Source organism: Pseudomonas salicis, assembly GCF_057128705.1.
The window spans coordinates 68,474-90,502 of sequence record NZ_JBSKHU010000002.1 but is presented as its reverse complement, the minus strand read 5'-3'; the positions used below and the strand labels follow the sequence as shown (position 1 = coordinate 90,502).

17 protein-coding genes and 4 tRNA genes are annotated in these 22,029 nt (G+C 60.5%); 13 read left to right on the top strand and 8 right to left on the bottom strand.

The features are described 5' to 3' along the window. The first annotated feature begins 1 nt into the window (after nt 1). Entirely contained in the window at nt 2-235 is a 234-nt protein-coding gene (locus ACWKWE_RS06430) for a DUF1127 domain-containing protein (RefSeq protein WP_341963123.1), read from the top strand. 50 nt (nt 236-285) lie between these two features. After that, nucleotides 286-1,533: a winged helix-turn-helix domain-containing protein gene (locus ACWKWE_RS06425; protein WP_483850036.1), complete on the top strand. Its 1,248-nt coding sequence runs from the start codon at nt 286-288 to the stop codon at nt 1,531-1,533. Between the two features lie 87 nt (nt 1,534-1,620). Here ACWKWE_RS06425 and ACWKWE_RS06420 read toward each other — a convergent pair whose 3' ends face one another. Beyond that, a complete protein-coding gene (locus tag ACWKWE_RS06420) occupies nt 1,621-2,967 on the bottom strand; it encodes a class II 3-deoxy-7-phosphoheptulonate synthase (protein WP_483850035.1) in 1,347 nt (448 codons plus the stop codon). Between the two features lie 125 nt (nt 2,968-3,092). Between ACWKWE_RS06420 and ACWKWE_RS06415 the strand changes: the two genes are divergently transcribed. Continuing rightward, nucleotides 3,093-3,848: a spermidine synthase gene (locus tag ACWKWE_RS06415; RefSeq protein ID WP_483850034.1), complete on the top strand. Its 756-nt coding sequence runs from the start codon at nt 3,093-3,095 to the stop codon at nt 3,846-3,848. A 9-nt stretch (nt 3,849-3,857) separates the two neighbouring features. Here ACWKWE_RS06415 and ACWKWE_RS06410 read toward each other — a convergent pair whose 3' ends face one another. Next, entirely contained in the window at nt 3,858-4,649 is a 792-nt protein-coding gene (locus tag ACWKWE_RS06410; RefSeq protein ID WP_483850033.1) for a crotonase/enoyl-CoA hydratase family protein, read from the bottom strand. 416 nt (nt 4,650-5,065) lie between these two features. Here ACWKWE_RS06410 and ACWKWE_RS06405 point away from each other — a divergent pair, with 416 nt between their 5' ends. Next, a complete protein-coding gene (locus ACWKWE_RS06405) occupies nt 5,066-6,742 on the top strand; it encodes a DEAD/DEAH box helicase (RefSeq protein ID WP_166596721.1) in 1,677 nt (558 codons plus the stop codon). A 103-nt stretch (nt 6,743-6,845) separates the two neighbouring features. Here the strand turns inward: ACWKWE_RS06405 and ACWKWE_RS06400 are convergent, their stop codons facing one another. Beyond that, the gene (locus ACWKWE_RS06400; protein WP_483850032.1) at nt 6,846-7,613 is read right to left on the bottom strand and encodes a DODA-type extradiol aromatic ring-opening family dioxygenase; all 768 of its coding nucleotides are present in this window, start codon (nt 7,611-7,613) and stop codon (nt 6,846-6,848) included. Between the two features lie 106 nt (nt 7,614-7,719). Here ACWKWE_RS06400 and ACWKWE_RS06395 point away from each other — a divergent pair, with 106 nt between their 5' ends. Further along, nucleotides 7,720-8,376, top strand: a complete 657-nt coding sequence (locus ACWKWE_RS06395) for a thiopurine S-methyltransferase (protein ID WP_166596723.1) — start codon at nt 7,720-7,722, stop codon at nt 8,374-8,376. A 92-nt stretch (nt 8,377-8,468) separates the two neighbouring features. Here ACWKWE_RS06395 and htpX read toward each other — a convergent pair whose 3' ends face one another. Next, on the bottom strand, nt 8,469-9,356 hold the full coding sequence (gene htpX, locus ACWKWE_RS06390) for a protease HtpX (RefSeq protein ID WP_166596724.1): 888 nt from the start codon (nt 9,354-9,356) through the stop codon (nt 8,469-8,471). A gap of 317 nt (nt 9,357-9,673) precedes the next feature. Continuing rightward, nucleotides 9,674-10,885, bottom strand: coding sequence for a pyridoxal phosphate-dependent aminotransferase (locus ACWKWE_RS06385; protein WP_166596725.1), 1,212 nt, complete (start codon nt 10,883-10,885; stop codon nt 9,674-9,676). Between the two features lie 193 nt (nt 10,886-11,078). On the opposite strand from ACWKWE_RS06385, the gene msrB reads away from it, so the two are divergent. Together msrB and ACWKWE_RS06375 are read left to right on the top strand one after the other, a co-directional pair. Beyond that, a complete protein-coding gene (gene msrB, locus ACWKWE_RS06380; RefSeq protein WP_166596726.1) occupies nt 11,079-11,477 on the top strand; it encodes a peptide-methionine (R)-S-oxide reductase MsrB in 399 nt (132 codons plus the stop codon). Between the two features lie 85 nt (nt 11,478-11,562). Next, nucleotides 11,563-12,048, top strand: coding sequence for a glutathione peroxidase (locus tag ACWKWE_RS06375; RefSeq protein ID WP_341963136.1), 486 nt, complete (start codon nt 11,563-11,565; stop codon nt 12,046-12,048). 56 nt (nt 12,049-12,104) lie between these two features. Here the strand turns inward: ACWKWE_RS06375 and ACWKWE_RS06370 are convergent, their stop codons facing one another. Further along, entirely contained in the window at nt 12,105-14,429 is a 2,325-nt protein-coding gene (locus ACWKWE_RS06370; protein ID WP_483850031.1) for a hybrid sensor histidine kinase/response regulator, read from the bottom strand. Nucleotides 14,430-14,531: 102 nt separating this feature from the next. Here ACWKWE_RS06370 and ACWKWE_RS06365 point away from each other — a divergent pair, with 102 nt between their 5' ends. Together ACWKWE_RS06365 and ACWKWE_RS06360 are read left to right on the top strand one after the other, a co-directional pair. Next, entirely contained in the window at nt 14,532-15,425 is an 894-nt protein-coding gene (locus ACWKWE_RS06365) for an ATP-binding protein (RefSeq protein WP_166596729.1), read from the top strand. Then, nucleotides 15,422-15,904: a GAF domain-containing protein gene (locus ACWKWE_RS06360; protein ID WP_483850030.1), complete on the top strand. Its 483-nt coding sequence runs from the start codon at nt 15,422-15,424 to the stop codon at nt 15,902-15,904. Before ACWKWE_RS06365 ends, ACWKWE_RS06360 begins: the two co-directional genes overlap by 4 nt. 222 nt (nt 15,905-16,126) lie before the next feature. On the opposite strand, the gene ACWKWE_RS06355 is transcribed toward ACWKWE_RS06360, so the two are convergent. Beyond that, a complete protein-coding gene (locus ACWKWE_RS06355; protein WP_166596731.1) occupies nt 16,127-16,900 on the bottom strand; it encodes a hypothetical protein in 774 nt (257 codons plus the stop codon). A gap of 265 nt (nt 16,901-17,165) precedes the next feature. Here ACWKWE_RS06355 and ACWKWE_RS06350 point away from each other — a divergent pair. The 4 genes from ACWKWE_RS06350 to ACWKWE_RS06335 all read left to right on the top strand — a co-directional run bounded on the left by ACWKWE_RS06350 (nt 17,166) and on the right by ACWKWE_RS06335 (nt 17,575). After that, a tRNA-Glu gene (locus ACWKWE_RS06350) sits at nt 17,166-17,241 on the top strand. A 2-nt stretch (nt 17,242-17,243) separates the two neighbouring features. Continuing rightward, nucleotides 17,244-17,319 (top strand) — tRNA-Gly (locus ACWKWE_RS06345). A gap of 102 nt (nt 17,320-17,421) precedes the next feature. Then, a tRNA-Glu gene (locus tag ACWKWE_RS06340) sits at nt 17,422-17,497 on the top strand. Between the two features lie 2 nt (nt 17,498-17,499). Then, nucleotides 17,500-17,575: transfer RNA gene (locus tag ACWKWE_RS06335), tRNA-Gly, on the top strand. A gap of 119 nt (nt 17,576-17,694) precedes the next feature. Here the strand turns inward: ACWKWE_RS06335 and ACWKWE_RS06330 are convergent. Continuing rightward, the gene (locus ACWKWE_RS06330; RefSeq protein ID WP_483850029.1) at nt 17,695-21,783 is read right to left on the bottom strand and encodes a DEAD/DEAH box helicase; all 4,089 of its coding nucleotides are present in this window, start codon (nt 21,781-21,783) and stop codon (nt 17,695-17,697) included. Nucleotides 21,784-22,029: the final 246 nt, after the last annotated feature.

Sequence of the window (22,029 nt, the reverse complement as noted above, 5' to 3'; positions counted from 1 at the left end):
GATGAAAGGTCAAAAAGGTTATGTACTGGTGCTCAAAACCCTGTCCCACGACTCCGCGATGGACCGCGCCTGGCATGCGGTGGCGGCCCGCGTCGCCCGCTGGCGCAAGCTGCATCATGAGCGGGTGCAACTGGCGAGTTTGAGCGATGACGCGCTCAAGGACATTGGGCTGTCGCGCGCCGATGTCCTTGTCGAAATCGAAAGACCGTTCTGGGACGATCCACTTAAGCACTGACAGAGCAGGGCGGGATCGGGTAGTTTTGCAGATCGTCCAGGAGGTCCTGAATGCCTGCAGAACTGCCGATCTCGCAACACCTGTCCATCAAACAAGCCCGTCGTCTGGCACTGGCAGCCCAAGGCTTCAATAGCCGTCAGCCGCCCGCGACGATTACGGCTCGCCACGTTACCCGATTGATCGAGCGCCTTGGGGTGCTGCAGATCGATTCAGTCAACGCGCTGGTGCGCTCGCACTACCTGCCGCTGTATTCCCGCTTGGGCAACTATCCGCAGAAACTGCTGGATCAGGCCGCGTGGAGTCAGGGCCGACACCGAAAGCTGTTCGAATACTGGGGGCATGAGGCGTCGTTGTTGCCGGTCGAGTTGTACCCGCTGATGCGCTGGCGCATGCAACGGGCGTCGCAAGGCGAGGGCATCTACCAGCACATGGCCAAGTTCGGACGGGAGGAGCAGTCGACCATCGCCCGCGTGTTGCAGGCTGTTCGCGAACAGGGCGCGCTGGGAGCGGGCACGCTCAATACCCGTCAGGAGCGCGCTGGTCCCTGGTGGGACTGGAGCGCCGAAAAGCTTGCGCTGGAATGGCTGTTCGCGGCGGGCGAAGTCACCGTGGCCGGGCGTCGAGGGTTCGAGCGTCTCTACGATCTGCCGGAGCGGGTATTGCCCGAAGCCATCATCAACCACCCCGAACTGGCCGAAACGGACGCGCAGCGCGATTTGCTGCTGCACGCGGTTCAGGCGTTGGGTGTGGGCACTGAGAAAGACGTTCGCGATTACTTCCGCCAAGACCCCTTACCGGCGAGGCAGGGCTTGGCCGAGCTGGTGGAGGCGGGCGCGATTCAACGGGTTCAGGTCAAAGGATGGAAACAGCCTGCCTATGCCCTGCCGGATTTCAGCATTCCCCGAAAAATCACGGCGAGTGCGCTGCTGTCACCCTTCGATTCCCTGATCTGGGAGCGGGCCAGGACCGAGCGCCTGTTCGATTTTCACTATCGGCTGGAAATCTACACCCCGGCCCACAAGCGGGTGTACGGCTATTACGTGCTGCCCTTCCTGTACGATGAGCGCATCGCGGCTCGCATCGATTTGCGTGCGGAACGGGCGGCAGGAAGGCTGGCCGTGCACGCCGTTCACGAGGAGGAACCGGGGCTGGACGAGGAGGGGATGCACGCGTTAGCCGTTAACCTGCGACGACTGGCCGACTGGCTGGGGCTGCCGGAAGTGCTGATCAACTGCCCCCGCGCCAGTGCGGCGCGGTTGCGGGTGGCGTTTGTCGACGTGGGATTGCGACGCGTCTGACGGATTGACGCCATGTCGGCGGCGGACGCCGGCTCCCGCAATGACTCTGCGCTCAGCCAAATCTGCGCGCAGGGCACTCGGGTCGATTTACCGCCGAACCTGCTTCAATGTCTCGGCAATCAAGAACGCCAGCTCCAGCGACTGATCCGCATTCATCCGCGGGTCGCAATGGGTGTGGTAACGGTCCGACAAGCCATCCTCGGTAATCGGACGCGCGCCGCCGATGCACTCGGTAACGTTCTGCCCGGTCATTTCGATGTGAATCCCGCCCGCGTACGTCCCCTCGGCCTGATGCACCTGGAAGAACTGCTTCACCTCGCCCAGAATCTGCGCGAAGTCGCGGGTCTTGTAACCGCTGCTGGCCTTGATCGTATTGCCGTGCATCGGGTCCGAGCTCCACAGCACCTGCTTGCCTTCACGCTCGACGGCCCGGATCAGCCCTGGCAAGTGATCGCCGACCTTGTTGGCGCCCATGCGCGCGATCAGGTTCAAGCGACCCGGGTCGTTGTCCGGGTTGAGGATGTCGATCAGGCGGATCAGGTCGTCGGTGTTCATGCTCGGACCGACTTTCACGCCAATCGGGTTCTTCACCCCGCGCAGAAACTCCACGTGCGCGCCGTCGAGCTGACGCGTGCGATCGCCGATCCACAGCATGTGCGCGGAGCAGTCGTAGAAGTCGTTGGTCAGGCTGTCACGGCGAACGAAGGCTTCTTCGTAATTGAGCAGCAACGCTTCGTGGGCGGTGAAGAAGCTGGTTTCGCGCAGTTGCGGGGAGGTGTCCATGCCACAGGCGCGCATGAACGCCAAGGTCTCGTCGATGCGGTCGGCGAGCTGGCTGTATTTTTCAGAGAGCGCCGAGCCTGCGATGAAATCGAGGTTCCACTGGTGCACCTGGTGCAAGTCCGCGAAGCCACCTTGAGCAAACGCCCGCAGCAGGTTCAGCGTCGCGGTGGACTGGTGATAGGCCTGCAACAGACGATCCGGGTCCGGCACGCGGCTCTTCTCGTCAAAGCCGATGCCATTGACGATATCGCCGCGGTACGCCGGCAGTGTCACGCCATCGACAGTCTCGTCATTTGACGAACGCGGCTTGGCGAATTGCCCCGCCATGCGCCCGACCTTGACCACCGGGCAGCCGGCCGCGAAGGTCATGACGATCGCCATTTGCAGCAGCACCTTGAAGGTGTCGCGGATCTTCGCCGCTGAGAATTCGAAGAAACTCTCGGCGCAATCGCCACCCTGCAACAGAAACGCACGGCCTTGGGTCACCTCGGCAAACTGACGGCGCAACTCGCGGGCTTCACCGGCGAACACCAGCGGCGGAAAACTGGCCAGCGACTGCTCGACACGTCGAACATGGTCGGCGTCGGGGTACTGGGGTTGTTGCTGGATGGGCAGGCTCCGCCAGCTGTCGGGGCTCCAGGGTTGGCTCATGGTGAACTCGAAGTCAGTGCAATCGGACGGTCATGTTAGCAGTTCGCCCCGATAATTTGCGTGACCTGCGGGGTGCGCTTGGCCGACAATCCGCGCGCCAAATTCGATTGACCGAGAGAACAGCAATGACCGAGGAGCGTGTTGAGCGCGTGCTGGCTGAAGTCCACGATGACTTCGGCAAGATTCGCGTGCTGGAAGTGGAGGATTACCGCTTCCTGGAGTTCGGCGACGCCATCGAGCAAAGCTGCACGTTCACGGCTGATCCTGCGTGGCTGGAATACGACTACACCCGCGCGATGCTGATCGGCGCGTTGTGCCACGAAGCGCCAGAGAGTGCGCTATTCATGGGCCTCGGCGCGGGTACGCTGACCCAGGCGTGCCTCAAGTTTCTGCCGCTGGACGACGTCGAGGCCATCGAGTTGCGTCCGGACGTACCGCGCCTCGCCATGGAATACATGGGGCTGGCGGACGATCCGCGCCTCTATATCCGCATTGGCGATGCGCTGGAATTGCTGCCCACTGCTGAAAGCGCCGACCTGATCTTCGTCGACCTCTACACCGACACAGGGCCGGCGGTGGGGCATCTGGCGTGGGGCTTTCTGGAAAAATGCCAACAGCGGCTCAATCCGGGCGGCTGGCTGATCATCAACCAATGGGCCTCGGACGATGGCAAACCGCTGGGGGCGGCGTTGCTGCGCGGGCTGTATCACCGCCATTACTGGGAGCTGCCGGTCAAAGAAGGCAACGTCATCCTCATCGTGCCTTCTGATCTGGACCAGACGCTGGACATGGACGCGCTGATCGAGCGTGCCGAAACCCTCGCGCCGCAACTGGGTTACTCGCTGTTGCCGTTGATCAAGACCGTGCGCCCTGCGACCTGACCGAGGCGTTCAGTGCCCGGTGAAATACCCCGGCCTGCGCTCGATCAAAGCGCGCAGGCCCTCCTTGGCGTCCTCGCTGGACATCACCTGTTTCATCAGCGCTGGCAGCTGTCGGGCTGCCGCGTCTTCCCCTTCACACACCGCCTGACGGGCCGACGCCAACGTCGCACGAACCCCCAGCGGTGCGCGTTCGGCGATGCGACCTGCGAGATGCAGCGCACACGGCAGCAAATCCTCGTACGCCATGATTTCCTGCACCAGCCCCATGCGCAACGCTTCATGGGCGTCGAACTCATCGCCGGTCAGCAGCCAGCGCATGGCATTGCCCCACCCGGCGATCTGGTGCATGCGCAAGGTTGCGCCGCCAAATGCGAACAAGCCGCGTTGCACTTCGAGCTGCGAAAAGCGGGTGTTGCTGGCGCACAGGTTGATGTCGGCGGCCAGCATCAGTTCGATGCCGAGCGTTAAACAGTAGCCCTGCGCCGCGACGATCACCGGTTTTGTGACGCGCGGCCCTGCGAAAACGCCCCAAGGGTCGTAGCCGCCTTCCGGCAACTGCCAGCCGTTCATCAGTGTTTCGCCGGTGTCCGCCAGGTCCAGCCCGCCCGTGAAGTGCTCGCCATGGGCAAACACCACGGCGACCCGCGCCTGATCGTTACGTTCGAACTCACCGTAGGCCAGGCTGAGATGATTGAGCATGTCCATGTCGAAGGCGTTGCGCTTGGCCACCCGGTCGAGCCCGATGAGCATGATGGCGCCGCGTTGTTCCCGGCTGACGTGGCCTTTGATCGAAGAGGTCATGTCGCTATTCCTGCAGGCTGAGGAGAAGAGGAGGGTGGGCTGCCTGACTGATGAGGTGAATCGTTTAAGCCCCCGCCGCCAGTAATACCGGGCTTTAAAAAAATAGACACTGACACAGGTTTGCGCAAAGCCTGTGACAGTTAGACGCAAGCACTTCTCTGTGTGAAAAAAATACTCACTTTTTTTGGCATTTCCGGTATAGTGCGCGCCGGCCTTTCATAGGGCCCTCGTCACGGTATGGGTTTGCGAAGCCTTCTTCGCAGGCTGGTTCCAACACGAACTATCCTTGACGATCCATTCATCAATACGTTTTCGCAAATCCCCGCCGACAAAGCAGCCAGGGTGACTCTAGGGTCTTACACGGCACGCGCAGCTTTGAAGCATGGGTCTTTGCGGATGCACTCAGAGGCAGACCCATGACCCAGGAAACCGGCGGCTTCGCCGCTCTCGACCTTCATCCGAATATTGTTGCAGCCGTTATCGCTACCGGCTACGAAGAGCCCTCGGCGATTCAGCAGCAATCGATCCCGATTATTCTTGCCGGTCACGACATGATCGGTCAGGCGCAGACAGGTACCGGTAAAACCGCGGCCTTCGCACTGCCTATCCTGAACCGCATCGACCCGGCAAAACGCGAGCCGCAAGCGCTGATCCTCGCGCCGACCCGCGAACTCGCCCTGCAAGTCGCCACCGCGTTCGAAACCTACGCCAAGCAAATGCCGGGCGTGACCGTCGTGGCGGTCTACGGCGGTGCGCCGATGGGCCCACAGCTGAAAGCCATCCGCAACGGCGCGCAAATCGTCGTCGCTACCCCGGGCCGCCTGTGCGATCACCTGCGTCGTGACGAAAAAGTCCTGGCGACCGTGAACCACCTGGTGCTCGACGAAGCTGACGAAATGCTGAAGCTGGGCTTCATGGACGACCTCGAAGTCATCTTCAAGGCCATGCCTGAAACTCGCCAGACCGTGCTGTTCTCGGCGACCCTGCCGCAGTCGATCCGTGCGATCGCCGAGCGTCACCTGAAAGACCCGAAACACGTCAAGATCCAGAGCAAGACCCAGACCGTCACCGCGATCGAGCAGGCTCACCTGCTGGTTCACGCTGACCAGAAGACCTCTGCCGTGCTGAGCCTGCTGGAAGTCGAAGATTTCGACGCCCTGATCATGTTCGTTCGCACCAAGCAGGCCACTCTGGACCTGGCGAGCGCTCTGGAAGCCAAAGGCTACAAGGCTGCCGCGCTGAACGGCGACATCGCCCAGAACCAGCGTGAGCGCGTCATAGACTCGCTGAAAGATGGTCGCCTGGACATCGTTGTCGCGACCGACGTCGCTGCCCGTGGTCTGGACGTTCCGCGCATCACTCACGTATTCAACGTCGACATGCCGTACGATCCGGAATCCTACGTTCACCGTATCGGCCGTACTGGCCGTGCCGGTCGCGAAGGCCGTGCGCTGCTGCTGGTGACCCCGCGTGAGCGTCGCATGCTGCAAGTGATCGAGCGTGTGACCGGTCAGAAAGTCGCCGAAGTTCGCCTGCCAGACTCGCAAGCCGTTCTCGATGCCCGCATCAAGAAACTGACCAACAGCCTCGCGCCACTGGTGGCCGATGCCGAAGCCAGCCATGGCGAGCTGCTGGACCGTCTGACTGCTGACATCGGTTGCACCCCGCGTGCCCTGGCTGCCGCACTGCTGCGCAAGGCCACCAACGGCCAGGCGCTGACCCTCGCTGCCATCGAGAAAGAGCGTCCATTGGTGCCGAACAATGCACCGCGTGGCGACCGTGCCGATCGTCCGTCGGGCGACCGTCCTGATCGTGGCGACCGCGAGCGTCGTGCGCCGATGCCACTGGCTGAAGGCCGTGCACGTTGCCGTACCGCGCTGGGTGCGCGTGACGGTATCGCTGCCAAAAACCTGCTGGGCGCCATCCTCAACGAAGGCGGTCTGGCTCGCGAAGCCATCGGCCGCATCCAGGTGCGTGACAGCTTCAGCCTCGTCGAGCTGCCGGAAGACGGCCTTGAGCGTCTGCTGGCCAAGCTGAAAGACACCCGCGTTGCAGGCAAACAGCTGAAGCTGCGTCGCTATCGCGAAGACTGATTGGCGTTGAGCTGATCGTCTGAACGAAAAAATCCCCGACTGGTTCGGGGATTTTTTTGTCTGCGTTTTGGTGCGACGTGATCAATGAGGAGCGGGCAATCAATTACCCAAACCGGTAAATATCCATCCCCAACGCGCCCATGGTGAAGCCCTGATACGCGGCGCTGAACTCACCTCCGGCACCCCGTGCGAAATACAGCGGCAGCAGATGCTCATCGCTCGGATGATTACGCACAGCATTCGGCGCCTGGCGGCGGTAGTCGTGCAGGGCGTTTTCATCATTGGCGGCCAGCTTTTCCACCATCCAGTCACGGAAGGTCAATGCCCATGGCTCGACGCTTTCCGGTCCGGCGTGCCAGTCCAGCTCACGCAGATTGTGGGTAATGCTGCCCGAGCCGATCACCAACACATCTTCTTCGCGCAATTGGCTAAGCGCTTTGCCGACGCGAGTCTGCAGCTCAGGCCCCATGCGCGTTGGCAGCGACACCTGCACGACCGGGATGTCGGCCTGAGGGTACATCAACGACAACGGCACCCAGACGCCGTGGTCAAAGGGGCGGCGGCTGTCCACAACGGCAGGCAAATCAGCGGCTGCCAATAAATCCACCACCCGTTGCGTCGTCTCGGGATGGCCGGACGCGGGGTATTGGACGGCAAACAACGCAGCGGGGAAACCGCCGAAGTCATGCCAGGTTTCCGGTTGCGGATTGCCATTGACGCGCAAGTCATTGCTTTCCCAGTGCGCGGAGACGATCACAATAGCCTTTGGCCGAGGCATGGAAGCCGCCAGACGCCGCAACGCCGGGCCACTCTCGCCGGGTTCCAGCGTAAGCATTGGGGAGCCATGAGAAATGAACAGGCTAGGGAACATGTGCGGGCGTCCTGAGCGTATAAGATAGTGGCCATGATCAGGCAGATCATTGATCTAAATCTAATATAAGTTTTAGTGCCGTTTGATCGAAATATCAGGAGCATTTATGGAGCCGCAGTTTTGGCATGAGCGTTGGGCGATCAATCAGATTGGCTTCAATCAGTCAGAGGTGAATCCGTATCTTGTGAAGCTGTGGCCTGAATTGAACGTAAAGCCCGGTGAGCGCGTTCTGGTGCCGCTGTGCGGAAAGACCGTCGACATCAATTGGCTGGCCGATCAAGGACTGCAGGTGCTCGGCGCCGAGCTTTCCGAGAAGGCGGTCCAGGCCTGGTTCAGCGAAAACGGGTTTTTACCTGAGATCGAAACCCGCGGTGCGTTCAAGGTTTACGCCCACAAGAACGTCGAAATCTGGTGCGGTGATTTCTTTGCGCTCAAACCGAAGGACGTCGGGCATTGCACCGCGTGGTACGACCGAGCCGCAATCATTGCGCTGCCGTCAGACATGCGCTGGCGTTACGTCGAGCAGATCAATCGCCTCATGGCCCAAGACTCTCGCGGTCTGCTGATCACCCTGGACTACGATCAGTCTCAGGTCGACGGCCCGCCGTTTTCGGTGGATGAAGATGAAGTGCAGCAACTGCTGTCGCCGGAATGGCGAGTGAAAATGGTCGGCGAGGGCGACGTGTTGGAGCAAAGCCCCAAGTTCAAACAGGCGGGCGCGACGCGTTTGATGGAGTATGCGTATCGGCTGTTTCGGCGGTAACAACGGAGGCCTGCCTCGGCCGTAGGACGGTTTTCATGGCAAAAGAAAAGGGCGACCGAAGTCGCCCTTTCTTGTACCTGCGGTGCGCCGTATCAACCCCGACGACGCAACGCCTCGATGCGGTCTTCCAGCGCTGGGTGGCTCATGAACAGACCCGCCAGGCCATGCTTCAAGCCGCCGTTGATGCCGAACGCCGTCAGGCTGTCGGGCATCTGCACTGGCACGCCTTGTTCCGAACGCAGGCGCTGCAAGGCGCTGATCATCGCGCCTGTACCGGCGAGGCGGGCACCGGCGTCGTCTGCGCGGTATTCGCGTTTGCGCGAGAACCACATGACGATGGCGCTGGCCAGGAAGCCCAGGACGATCTCGGCGAAGATGGTCGCGATGTAGAACGCCATGCCACGGCCTTCTTCGTTCTTGAAGATCACTTTATCGACGAAGTTGCCGATGATCCGCGCGAAGAACATCACGAAGGTGTTCACCACGCCTTGAACCAGCGCCAGTGTCACCATGTCACCGTTGGCGACGTGGCCGATTTCGTGGGCCAGCACGGCTTTCACTTCGTCGGGCGAAAAGCGCTCCAGCAAGCCCTGGCTGACAGCGACCAGTGCATCGTTCTTGTTCCAGCCGGTGGCGAAGGCGTTCGCTTCGTAGGCCGGAAAAATCCCGACTTCCGGCATCTTGATGCCAGCGTCGCGGGACAGTTGTTCAACGGTTTGCAGCAGCCATTGTTCATGGCGGGTGCGGGGTTGGGTGATGATTTCGGTCCCGGTGCTCATCTTCGCCATCCACTTGGAGATGAACAGCGAGAACAGCGAGCCAGCGAAACCAAAAACGGCGCAGAAAATCAGCAGCTGATTGAGGTTGAGGTCAACCCCGTTGGCCGCCATGAACCCATTGAAGCCAAACAGGCTCAAGGTGATGCTGGCAATCAGCACGACCGCAAGGTTAGTGGCCAAGAACAGCAAGATGCGCATCATGGTGTGGAATTTCTCCTCGTGAAGAATGTGTAACGCGTTGCGGGGTATATAAGGTGATGTCGGTGGGTATTCAACCGGGCGACTATTTCAAACTGTGTCGTTTGCATCGCCCGGGTCATTATGGACCCTGAGCGGGAGGGTGGCGGTAACGCCATTGTTTGAATCGGGGGCTGCATTGCCTGATCGTTGTCCGATCATTCACACGCTCTGTGTGGTAACGCCGCGTAGGACGCTCTGCGTCCGTTGCCGGGGTGAAGCGGAACGTCAGTGGATGCATGCCCACGCAGGGCGTGGGCATGCTCGGCACAAATGCACCGTTATTGCTTGTACGTCTTGAGGAAGTTACCGATACGGCCAATCGCCGCTTCCAGGTCATCCACACGTGGCAAGGTCACTACGCGGAAGTGGTCCGGCCATGGCCAGTTGAATGCCGTGCCTTGAACGATCAGCAGCTTCTCGGACAGCAGCAGGTCCAGCGCGAACTTCTCGTCGTTGTGGATCGGGCAGACTTTCGGGTCGATGCGCGGGAACGCGTACAGCGCGCCCATCGGCTTCACGCAGCTGACGCCGGGAATGTCATTGAGCAGTTCCCAGGTCCGGTTGCGCTGTTCCAGCAGGCGGCCTGGCGGCAGAATCAGGTCGTTGATGCTCTGATAGCCCCCCAACGCGGTCTGGATCGCATGCTGGCTCGGCACGTTGGCGCACAGGCGCATATTGGCCAGGATGTCGATGCCTTCGATGTAGCTCTGGGCGTTGTGCTTCGGACCGGAAATGGCGATCCAGCCGGAGCGGAAACCGGCCACGCGATAGGACTTCGACAGACCGTTGAAGGTCAGGCACAGCAAATCCGGCGCCAGCGACGCGGTGCAGATGTGCACGGCGTCGTCGTACAGAATCTTGTCGTAGATTTCGTCAGAGAACACCACCAGGTTGTGCTGGCGAGCGATTTCCAGCATGCCCAGCAACACTTCTTTCGAATAGACGGCGCCGGTCGGGTTGTTCGGGTTAATGATCACCATCGCCTTGGTGTTCGGCGTGATCTTGGCCTTGATGTCGTCCAGATCAGGCCACCAGTTGGCCTGCTCGTCACAGAGGTAATGGACGGGGCTGCCACCGGACAGCGCCACCGCAGCGGTCCACAGCGGGTAGTCAGGGGCCGGCACCAGCACTTCGTCACCGTTGTTCAGCAGCGCCTGCATCGACATCACGATCAGCTCGGACACGCCGTTGCCCAGGTAGATGTCTTCGATACCGACACCCTCGACCTGCTTTTGCTGGTAGTACTGCATCACGGCCTTGCGCGCGCTGAACAGGCCCTTGGAGTCGCTGTAGCCCTGTGCGGTCGGCAGGTTGCGGATCACGTCCTGCAGGATTTCGTCCGGCGCCTCGAAACCAAACGGCGCCGGGTTGCCGATGTTCAGCTTGAGGATGCGATGGCCTTCCTCTTCCAGGCGTTTGGCGTGCTTGAGCACGGGCCCGCGAATGTCGTAGCAGACGTTGGCAAGCTTGTTCGATTTGCTGAACTGCATGTGATTGATCCCGACAATAAAAGGGTTCGCCGTGAGAGAGGAGCGCGAACCGCTGAGCACGACGCCATCAAAATGAATTTGTATGCCTTGAAGGCCGGTGACAGACTGGCGTCCAACGAAGGCGCAATCATACGTGCCACCCGACCCGTGGAAAAGACACAGATCGGGCTTTTTGAATGGTGGAGGTGTACCCGTGGACAAGCTGGAAAAATCCCTCGAAGAATGGAAACAGATGCTCGACCCAGAGCAGTACCAGGTCTGCCGTCTGAAGGCCACCGAGCGACCCTTCACCGGCAAATACAACAGCACCAAGACCGATGGTGTTTATCACTGCGTGTGCTGCAACGAAGCGTTGTTCGACTCAACCACCAAGTTCGATTCAGGCTGCGGCTGGCCGAGTTTTTACGCGCCGCTCGAAGGCAGCGCGGTGGTGGAAGTGCGCGACGTGAGCCACGGCATGATTCGCACCGAAGTGGTGTGTGCCAAGTGCGACGCCCACTTGGGCCATGTCTTTCCTGACGGCCCGCCGCCGACCGGACTGCGCTACTGCATCAACTCGGTGTGCCTGGATCTGGTGCCCCGCGCTGCCTGATGCCGTGATATCACGCTGAACAATTGAATGGCGCGCCAACCACTGGCGCGCTAATTTGGCGGTTTGATCCTTTCGAGACGCGGCCATGAGCGAACAGTTGCTGAACATCCCGGTGCAGACGATCAAGGGCGAGCAAAAGACCCTTGCCGATTACGCAGGCAAGGCGGTGCTGGTCGTGAACACCGCCAGCAAGTGCGGCTTCACTCCGCAATACAAGGGGCTCGAAGAGCTGTGGCAGACCTATAAAGATCGTGGGCTGGTGGTGCTGGGCTTCCCCTGCAACCAGTTCGGGAAACAGGAACCCGGCAACGAAGGCGCGATTTCCGAGTTTTGCGAGCTGAATTACGGGGTCAGTTTTCCGCTGTTCAAGAAGATCGACGTCAACGGCAGCGACGCTCATCCGTTGTTCGTGCAGTTGAAGAAACAGGCGCCCGGGCTGCTGGGCTCCGAGCGCATCAAGTGGAACTTCACCAAATTTCTCGTGGGTCGCGACGGCAAGCTGGTCAAGCGTTACGCGCCGCTGACCAAGCCGGAAGAGCTGAAGTCGGATATTGAAGCGCTGCTCAGATAAAGCCGCCGCGAGCCTCAAGCGTCAAGCTGCAAGCCTGGCGCTGATCAACCTGTCGCTTAAAGCTTGACGCTCGAAGCTGCTGTCCACTGATCCAGCATGTTCACCAGCTCTTCCTTGTGAAACGGCTTCGCCAGATAGTCATTCATCCCCGCGTTCCGGCAATGCTCTCGCTCTTCGGGCATGGCGTTGGCGGTCAGGGCGATGATAGGCAGGTCGGGCCATTTGCCGCTCTGGCGAATCAGGCGTGTTGCTTCGTAGCCATCCAGCACCGGCATGTTGCAGTCCATCAGCACCAGATCGAAGTGATTGCGCTCAAGTTGTTGTATCGCTTCGCCGCCGTGGCTGGTGACCACCACGTCACACCCCAACTTGCTCAACATGCCCTTGGCGACCAATTGGTTCACCGGGTTGTCTTCGACCAACAGAATGCGCGCACGGTGGGCCACTGGTTTCGGGCTGGGCAGGCGATCGCCGTTCAAAACGTCCTCGACGTGCAGGCTTTGCCGCAACGCTTGATGCAAGATCTGCCGCGACAGGGGGCGCGCCTGTTGATGCAGTGGCGCTAGGGCGATGACCTGATCAGCTGGCATGAAATTGCCATACGCCGTCACCAGCAGAATCGGAATGCCCGTTCCAGGGCGCATCCCCACCAAGCATTCCGGGCAATCAGTGATCAGCAGATCAGGCTGTACATTGGGTTGTGAGTGGTTCGCCGAAAAGTGCCGGTAATCAATGCCCCATTCTGGCAGCAAGCGGCTGAGCAGCTCCGTCAGGCCGCTGCCCTTGGCGCTGACCACCACCACATGGCCTTTGAGCGCGGGCCACACGGGGGCTGGCGTGTGGGCCGGTAGCGGCAGATCGGCGTAGAAGCGGCTTCCGACGCCGGGGGTGGATTCGATATTCAGTTGCCCGTCCATCGCTTTACACAAATTGTGGGTCAGGGTCAGCCCCAGCCCAGTGCCGCCGTACTGGCGGGTGATGGCGGCTTCGGCCTGGGTGAATGGCTCGAAAATCTTCGCCTGTGCGTCCTGAGGGATGCCGATGCCGGTGTCGCACACTTCGATGCGCACTTTGCTGCCCTGCTGACTGAGGCGCACGTCCACACGCCCGGCACGGGTGAACTTCAGCGCATTCGACAGCAGGTTGCTGACGACTTGCCGTACACGCGTTGGGTCGCCCATGACCAACGCCGGGAAGCGGGGATCGATCAGGCATGTCAGCTCAACGCTGGGCGCGGCGTTTTGCGAGAGCAGATTGGCGGTGTCTTCGATCAGGGTGCCGAGGTCGAACGGGATGCGCTCCAGCTCTAACTGGCCCGCGTCGAATTTCGACAGGTCGAGGATGTCGTTGAGCAGCTCCACCAGCACCTTGCCCGAGTCATGGGCGATGGACAGTTGCTGACGTTGTTCCGCGCTGAGCGGGCCGTCCAGTGACAACGCCAGCATGCCCAGCAGACCGTTGAGCGGGGTGCGGATCTCATGGCTCATGTGCGCCAGAAAGGCCGAGCGGGCGTGGGCCATGTCCAGTGCCGTGCTGCGGGCAAGCTGTAGCTCTTCGTTGGACTGGCTGAGGCGCGCGTTGCTGGACTTGAGCTCTAGGGTGCGGGCGGAGACCACGTTTTCCAGCTCGTTGAGGTGCTCGGTCAAGCGGTTCTCAGCGTCTCGACGACGGCAGAACTCACTCGCCACGTTTTCGAACTGCTGATTCGCCACTTGCACCAGCACGCCGATTTCGTCGTTTTCATGGCCGGGCGGGCAGGGCAGTGGCGTTTGTGTGGGGCTGCGGGAGTCGCGGCTGGACAGGGCGCGGATGACCCCGGTCAGCGGTTTGGTCAGGGTCAGGTAATACAATCCCAATAGAATCCCGGCAAACACCAGGCTGCGGACAAAGCCGCCAAGCAACGTGATCACCGCCCGTTGCAGAAAATGGCTGCCGAACGCGTAGGTGTCGACATCCAGGTACAGGGCGCCGATGGCTTCGTTCGGCATGTGATCCAAGTGCAGGACATCCACGAACTCACGGCTCTGGCCGAACAGGCCGTCGCTGATCAGGCGATAGGGGCTTTCTGCTGGCGGCCGTGTGACGGACGCCAGCAACACATTATTGTTGTCCATTAGCCGAGCACCGATCACGGCCGGTGAGCGAAGCAAGCCAAGGGTCAGCTCTTGCGCGAGCTCGGCGTCGATGTTGTAGGCGACGCGCGACGCCGGGTTGTGGCTGATTTGCAGCAACGAGCGAATTTCACGATCGATAGAAGCGTCTTCGCTGGCATAATCGATTGCAATTTGTATCAGGCTGAACAGCGTTCCCAATAGAAAGCCGAGCAGAACGGTCAAACGGACCTGTTTGTACGACAGTCGGTGGGTAAGTCGAATATCCATAGGGGCGCTTGATCCATGGGGCACGTGCACTTCTTGTGTCCATTGCGGGCCAAGCATAGCTGATCGCACAACGCCTTTAACCCGTTAAATCAAGGAGAAATCGTGGATTCTCGATTGAACGCATTTCTGGAGCGCGCCGAATCGGTTCTGGCGCGACTTGAACCGCTCTTGCCAGCCGTTCGTGAGCCGGTGGATTGGGAAACATCCCTTGCAGCACGTTGGGTGCGCGAAGGGCGCAGCGGTTATCTGATGCCACTGGACGTGACGCTGGACATGCGCCTGTCCGACCTTATCGGCGTCGATCAGCAGCGCGAGCAACTGGGCCGCAATACCCAGCAGTTCATCGACGGCCTGCCTGCCAACCACGCTTTGTTGTGGGGTTCGCGGGGCACAGGCAAATCGTCGCTGGTGCGCGCCTTGCTCGCCGAACACGCCAAGGTCGGTCTGCGACTGATCGAGATCGAGCGGGATCATCTCGGGGATTTGCCGCGAGTGGTCGAGCAATTACAGAAGCTGCCGCAGCGTTTCGTGCTGTTTTGCGACGATCTGTCGTTCGAGTCCGGCGAGGGCGATTATCGCGTGCTCAAAAGCGTACTGGATGGTTCGTTGGAGCAGGCGCCCGATAACGTCCTGCTCTACGCCACCTCCAACCGCCGCCATCTGGTACCGGAAAAAGAGAGCGACAACGCCCACTGGCAGCGCGGCGAGGACGGCGAAATCCATCCGAGCGAAGCCGTGGAAGACAAGATTGCCCTGTCCGACCGTTTCGGGCTGTGGCTGTCGTTCTACCCGTTCACTCAGGAGCACTTCCTGAACGTGGTGGAACATTGGGTCGGTGAACTGGCGGCCAAGGCCGGGTTGCAGTGGCAGCGCGATCACGAACTCGACATTCTGGCCGTGCGCTGGGCAACCGGTCGCGGCAACCGCAACGGCCGCTGCGCCTATCAGTTCGCCCGTTATTGGGTGGGTTTGAAAATGCTGGAGCAACATCCATGATCGATTTGAACGCAACGGGCGAGGGTCTCGACGGCTATCGCCTGCTCACGGCACAACTGGAATCCCTGCTTGCGGACGAGCGCGACTTCATCGCCAATGCCGCGCAGTTTTCAGCGTTTCTGTATACCCAGCTGGAAGATTTGAACTGGGCCGGTTTCTACCTCAACCGCAACGAAGAACTGGTGTTGGGGCCATTTCAAGGGCAAATCGCCTGCGTGCGCATTCCGTTCGGCAAGGGCGTATGCGGCACTGCGGCAGCGACTCGCGAGACCCAACGCGTGCTCGACGTGCACGAATTCCCCGGCCACATCGCGTGTGACAGCGCGTCCAACAGCGAACTGGTCGTGCCATTGGTCAAGGAAGGGCGTTTGATCGGGGTATTGGACCTGGACAGTCCGAGCCTGGCGCGATTCAGCGAAGCAGATCAGGCAGGGATCGAAGCGTTGGCGGCGATTTTTCTGAGATTGACGGATTGCTGAAGCGACGCGGATGCGTGTCTAGGAAATCTGTAGGAGCGAATTCATTCGCGATGGGGTGTTTCAGGCGACGAGTCTGTAGTGGCTGTACCGGCCTCTCGTCGGAATGCCGCCCAGAATGAATTCGCTCCTACGGAGGTGCCGGGTCGCCTGAGGTGCAGGGTCTGACGCGGATTCATCTGTAGGAGCGAATTCATTCGCGATGCGATGGATCGGGTCACGCCATCAGTCGTAGATGGCCTTCTTCTTCCATTCGGCATCGACCTCGTCCGCTTTCAAACCTGCCGTCAGCTCGTTGTTGTCGTCTTCGGTCGGTGCGATCTGGTCCAGCACCATCGCGTTGACCCGCGCCAATTGGCGCTCCATCGCTTGCAGGTGGGTTTTCCACGGAGCCGGTTCCGGCTGATTCTTCAGATACTGCACACCACGCTCGAACGCCAGACGCGCCTGACCCGGCTGATCCTGATTCAGTGCCTGCTGCCCCAGGTTGTTGAAGAACTCGATGTGCAGCAGCACCAGCATGCTGCGAATCTCGCGAACCCAGTGCTTGGCTTCAGCGGTCTGCAGGAACCCGTCGTGGGCGGCGCGAGTGACTTGGCCGTGCATCGCTTCCAGCAGAAAGCGCACGTCCTTGGCCTTGGCTTCGGTCTGAATCGGGCTGGTCGGATTGCTGATCTTGATGTTGTCGCCTTGGGCGATCAGCGCTTCCAGCTCTTTTTCGTGCTCTTGAATGCCAGGGTTATTGCGTCGCTCCAGCGCAATCAGGCGCTTGACCACGTTCAATTCCAGCCGCACCAGCAGCAGCTTGAGCGCAGGGCTCATCAGTTGACCGGGGAAGGTTTCGGACAACTCGCTGCAACGGCGCAGACGATCATTGAGTTCGACGAGAGTGCGAGCGCGCTCGACCTTTTTCTGCTCGGCGACGTGATTCAGATAGCCGATTGCGACCAGGAGTACGATGCCTGCTACAACCATCAGGGTGATAATCAGTGGTGTCACCGTACAAACCTCGATCTAATTGATTTTGCGCCGAGTGTAGTGACTATGCACTGGCACGGAAAGGGCGCTGGTCGCGCCACTCTATATAGAAGCGCTTTCGCCTACACCGCTATCGGCCATGGTTGACTGAAATAGAGGGCGAAGTCATTGATTTGAATAAATTTTCATAGAGGGGTTGACGACCCTTCCAACCATCCATAGAATGCGCGCCACTTGCAGCGTAAAGCACACAGCGAAGCGCAGCAGGGAGTGAATGTTGTAGCGTGTCCCCTTCGTCTAGTGGCCTAGGACACCGCCCTTTCACGGCGGTAACAGGGGTTCGAGTCCCCTAGGGGACGCCAATGCGGGAATAGCTCAGTTGGTAGAGCACGACCTTGCCAAGGTCGGGGTCGCGAGTTCGAGTCTCGTTTCCCGCTCCAATTTTAAGCAGCTTTGCCTAAGGGCAGGGTTGAGTGAAACCAGAACGCATCTTCGGATGTGAGTCTGGAACTGAAACACAACACCATGGTGTTTCAGGCAGTGTCCCCTTCGTCTAGTGGCCTAGGACACCGCCCTTTCACGGCGGTAACAGGGGTTCGAGTCCCCTAGGGGACGCCAATGCGGGAATAGCTCAGTTGGTAGAGCACGACCTTGCCAAGGTCGGGGTCGCGAGTTCGAGTCTCGTTTCCCGCTCCAAATTCAAAAAAACGCCGCTCAACAGAGCGGCGTTTTTTATGCGCGTTTTTTGGGGCGCTGTGTCGTCAGCCCTGATCGTTGAAAAGGTGAGGGCCTAGCCGAAGCCCTCACCTTTGCATCTAGCCTTTCAGCAATTCCAACAGCGCATCTGCATCCAGCTTCGCGCTGATTTCCCCGCCGTCCAGCAAACTGTCAGCCAGATCGCGCTTGTGCCCGTGCAGCCCGACGATCTGTTCTTCGATGCTGTTTTCAGTCACCAGGCGGTAGATCGTCACGGGGCGTTGTTGGCCCATGCGGTGGGCGCGGTCGCTGGCCTGGTCTTCCACAGCAGGGTTCCACCACGGATCGAGGTGGATCACATAATCCGCCGCAGTCAGGTTCAAACCGCTGCCGCCCGCTTTCAGGCTGATCAGAAAGATGTCGCCGACGCCTGCCTGAAAAGCGTTGACTCGGCTTTGCCGTTCCTTGGGCGGGGTGGAGCCGTCGAGGTATTGATACGCGATGCCCTGCTGATCGAGCCAGGCGCGGACGATGCTCAGGTGGTCGACGAACTGGCTGAACACCAGCGCCTTGTGGCGGTTCTCCAATAACTCATCGACGATTTCCTTGAAGGCTTCCAGCTTGCTGCTTTGCAAGGTTGAGCCCGGCAGGACCAGCGACGGGTGACAGCAGAAGCGGCGCAGGCGGGTGATTTCCGCCAGCACCTGCATGGATTTACCGGCCTTTGGATCAAGGCGGGACAGATGATCCACCGCCTGTCGACGCAACGCTTCGTATTGATGGGCTTCTTCGTCGGACAGCGGCACCTTGTAGGTGATCTCGGTGCGGGCCGGAAGCTCTTCGAGCACCTGGCTTTTCAGACGACGGAGGATGAACGGCTGGATCAGCGCCTTGAGTGCCCGACGCGCACCGACGTCACCCTGTTCGATGGGGGTGGCGAAGCGGGCGGCGAAGCTGTCCTGGCTGCCGAGCAACCCCGGATTGATGAAGCGGAACAGGTTCCACAGCTCGCCGAGGTGGTTTTCCAATGGGGTGCCGGTGGCGACCATGCGGAAATCGGACTCCAGCGTCATGACGGATTGCGAACGCTTGGTTTGAGCGTTCTTGATCGCTTGCGCTTCGTCCAGCACGACACTGCTCCAGCGTTGAGCCGTGAACAGTTCCGCGTCGAGTTGCAGCAATCCGTAGCTGACGATGACCAGGTCCCCCGGCCTCAAGTCAGCTAGGCTGCGCTGCTGTTGATACACCCGCACGTTGAGGCTGGGTGCGAAACGCAGGCTTTCTGCCTGCCAGTTGAGCGTGACCGACGTCGGCGCCACGACCAATTGGGGGCCGAGGCTGGCGCGCTGCAACAACAGCGCAAGGGTCTGCACGGTTTTGCCCAACCCCATGTCGTCCGCCAGACACGCGCCGACGCCCCAGTGGGCGAGACGTGAAAGCCAGACGAACCCGTCGTGTTGATAGTCGCGCAATTCGGCTTGCAGCGTGCCAGGCACTTGCGGCTGGTACTCGCGCAAGGATTGCAGCCGCTCAAGGTGCGATTGCCAGCTTGCATCCGCCTCGAACTGGCCGACCTCCTGCGCCAGATCGGCCAACAGGGGCGAGGTCAGCGCGCTGAGGCGCAAGCCCTGATCGGTGACCCGGTCAGCCAGGTGCGCCAGTTCGTCGAGGCGTTTTCGCAGGCTGTCATCAAGGGCCAGCCAGTCGCGCTCGTTGAGCTTGAGGAAGCGGCCGGGGCTGGCTTCCATCAGCTTGAGCAGCTCACGAAGTTCAAGCACGCGGCCGTCATCAAGGGTGATGTTGCCCTGTACCACGAACCAGTCACCCTGCTGGCGCAGACCGATATTGAGGTTTTTCAGGCCTGATCGAGCCTTGATCCGCATCCGCTCGCCTTCCGGCCAGATGCAGTGCAGGTGTTCGCCGTCCAGCGCGTGCAGCTCGCTCAACAATTGCAGGGCGTGTTGCGGCTGATCCAGCTGCCATTCCTGGCCGTCGCTGTCGGCGTTGGCGAGGCCCGGGCATGCGAGCAGCACCTGCTCCAGAGCGCGTCGCTCAGCCGCCAGATCCCGGCAGATTTGCAGCGGCTTGCCATCCCGTTCGGCGAGCAGATTTTCGGCACCCTGGCCAGGGCGGAACCAGCTGCCATCGGCCTGCGGGCGTACCAACAACTGCAGACGCAAGCCTTCGGCCAATGGCAGCAGATGGGCATAAAGCCGTGTGTCGGCGGGCTCGCGGTCCAGGTGCCCGGTCAGCTCTGGCATGTCCGAATGGATCGGCAGCAGCGGGGCGATGGCGCTCACCACTTCGATCAACTGTTCTTTGGCCGACGCGGGCACGACCAGCCCTTCGCCGACGATTTCAGCGATTTTCCGCAACTCGCGGCTGATCGGGTAAATCAGCAGGCGCGTGGTAGTTTCCTTCTGGACGAAGGTTTCACTCGCTTCAAGCAGACCCAAGGGTTCAAGGTGCACGCGAATCTTCTCGGCGCTGGCGTGCAGGTGCAGTGACGCCTGGCCTGCCTGCAAGTCGATGCGCACGTCGGGGGCGTCTCGCCAGAACACCGCTGGGTGGCCGACCAGTCGCGGCAGGGCCTTGGACGCGGGGAGTTCGTATTCGGGGTTGCTGTACTGATAGCTCACCTGAATCACGCCGATGGTCTGACGGTCCTGCTCGGACAGGAAATCCATGGCCGGGCCATCTTCCACCAGACGTTTAAGCGAGACAGCACGCCCGCTGCTCCATTGCCCTTTGGCATTGCGCTTCTGTTCACGGGGTTCGACTTTTTCCCAATAGCCGTCGAGAAGCACGTGCCAGGCCAGGCGCGTGTTTTTTTCATCGGCGGCAGGTGTTGCGGTTGTCTTGCCGGGGCGAAGCTGGCTGAGGGCACTCAGGGCGTGCTCCCAGGCTTCCTGGCGATGCAGAAGCGTGACGAGCGGGCGAAGACCGGCGGCCTGATGCAGTTCGGCGAATTGCCGGGGCGTGCCGAATTGCACGGCGATCAACGCGTCGAACTCAGCGGCGAGCCACAGATACTGATCGCGTTGCAGCTCGTCGCGGCAGTCTTCCAGCTTGATGCGCCAGGCGTCGGTGCGCGCATGGGGCGAGTCGAGCCAGTACAGCGTGATGGCCACCAGCAGGCCATCCAGCCCATTTAATGTGATGTGGGCGAAGGACGGGAGTGGGGGAGATTTTTCTCCCGCGAGCTGGGCCATCAGGTAGGGAAAAACCTCGTAGGCCTCACCGTATCGTTCCTTGTTGCCCAGCGCCACGGCCTGCTTGAGCGAGGCGCGTTGCTTGGGATCGTTTTCTGCAAAGAGCGTCAGGCAGTAGAACGCGTTGAGGATAGGCGGCAGATCAATCTTGCGCTTTTTGGTGATTTTGCGCATTTCCGCCAGCCAGGCGCGCAGCAGAAGCAGCGTGTCGCTGACCTGGCCTCGCAGCGTCAGGTGAATCACCTGTTGCAGGAGCGCTGTCTCTTCCATCTCGACGTATTCAAGGGTGTCCCAATCGCCGCGCCACAGCGCCTGCAATGCCAACTCGACCCCCAATGACGGATGGGGGCGGGCTTCCATCTCGCGCAGTGCCAGCGAATAGCTTTGCCCCGCTGGGGCGAGGTAGAAGTTGAGCAGGCTGAGGTGATCCTCCAACAGCAGGCGTCGCATGTCGTCGCTGAACTCAGCAAACACATGCAGTCCGTCCGGATCGCGTTGCAGCGCATACATCGGGTGTTCAGCCGGGGATTGGGCGAGGGTGAAGAGGGGGGATGCCAAGGACAGTGAGTCCGCCAGCCCTCCGAGGTTGTGGCCCAGCAGGTGAAACCAAAGATCTTGCAGGATTCGTGACCGGGTGGGGGTCTGCCACGCACTGAGCTGCGGCAGGCTGTCGAAAATCTCCTGCATCCAGAGACCGTAGTCCGGCGATTCCAGGAAGCTCCTCAACACCCGGTTTCGTTTCTCTGCGGTAACGGCGTAATAGCGTCCTTCGTGCCGCTCCTCCAGAATGACCCAACCCGCATCCTCCAGGGATTCCAGTATTGGCAGCAGGCTGTCGGCGTCGATCAGATGGCCATCGGCATCGCGGACGCCCACTGCGCGCACCAGTTTGAGCAGCGACGTTCTGCCTTTGCCGGGAAACGCCGTCACCAACCCGAAGAGGATCGCCATGCAGTAATCGGGTAGGTGTTCCTGGGTGATGACGGGCGTGGGCATGCAAGACCTCGTGACGCGATGGGTCATCGGGGAGAAGAGCGTGTCCCGAGACAAAAGCGACATTTTTCATCACTGGCAGAGTCTTGTCGATCAGCAATCCATTGAGGCGTGCTCAGGGAAGTCTCCATGCGTGCTGCGGGTGTATTGATGAATTGGCATATTTGCTTATAACAATAATGAATTTATTTAATGTTGATGGCGATGTTATGGTTCTATCCCGCCGCACTGAGCTTCGCGCTTGGCCCG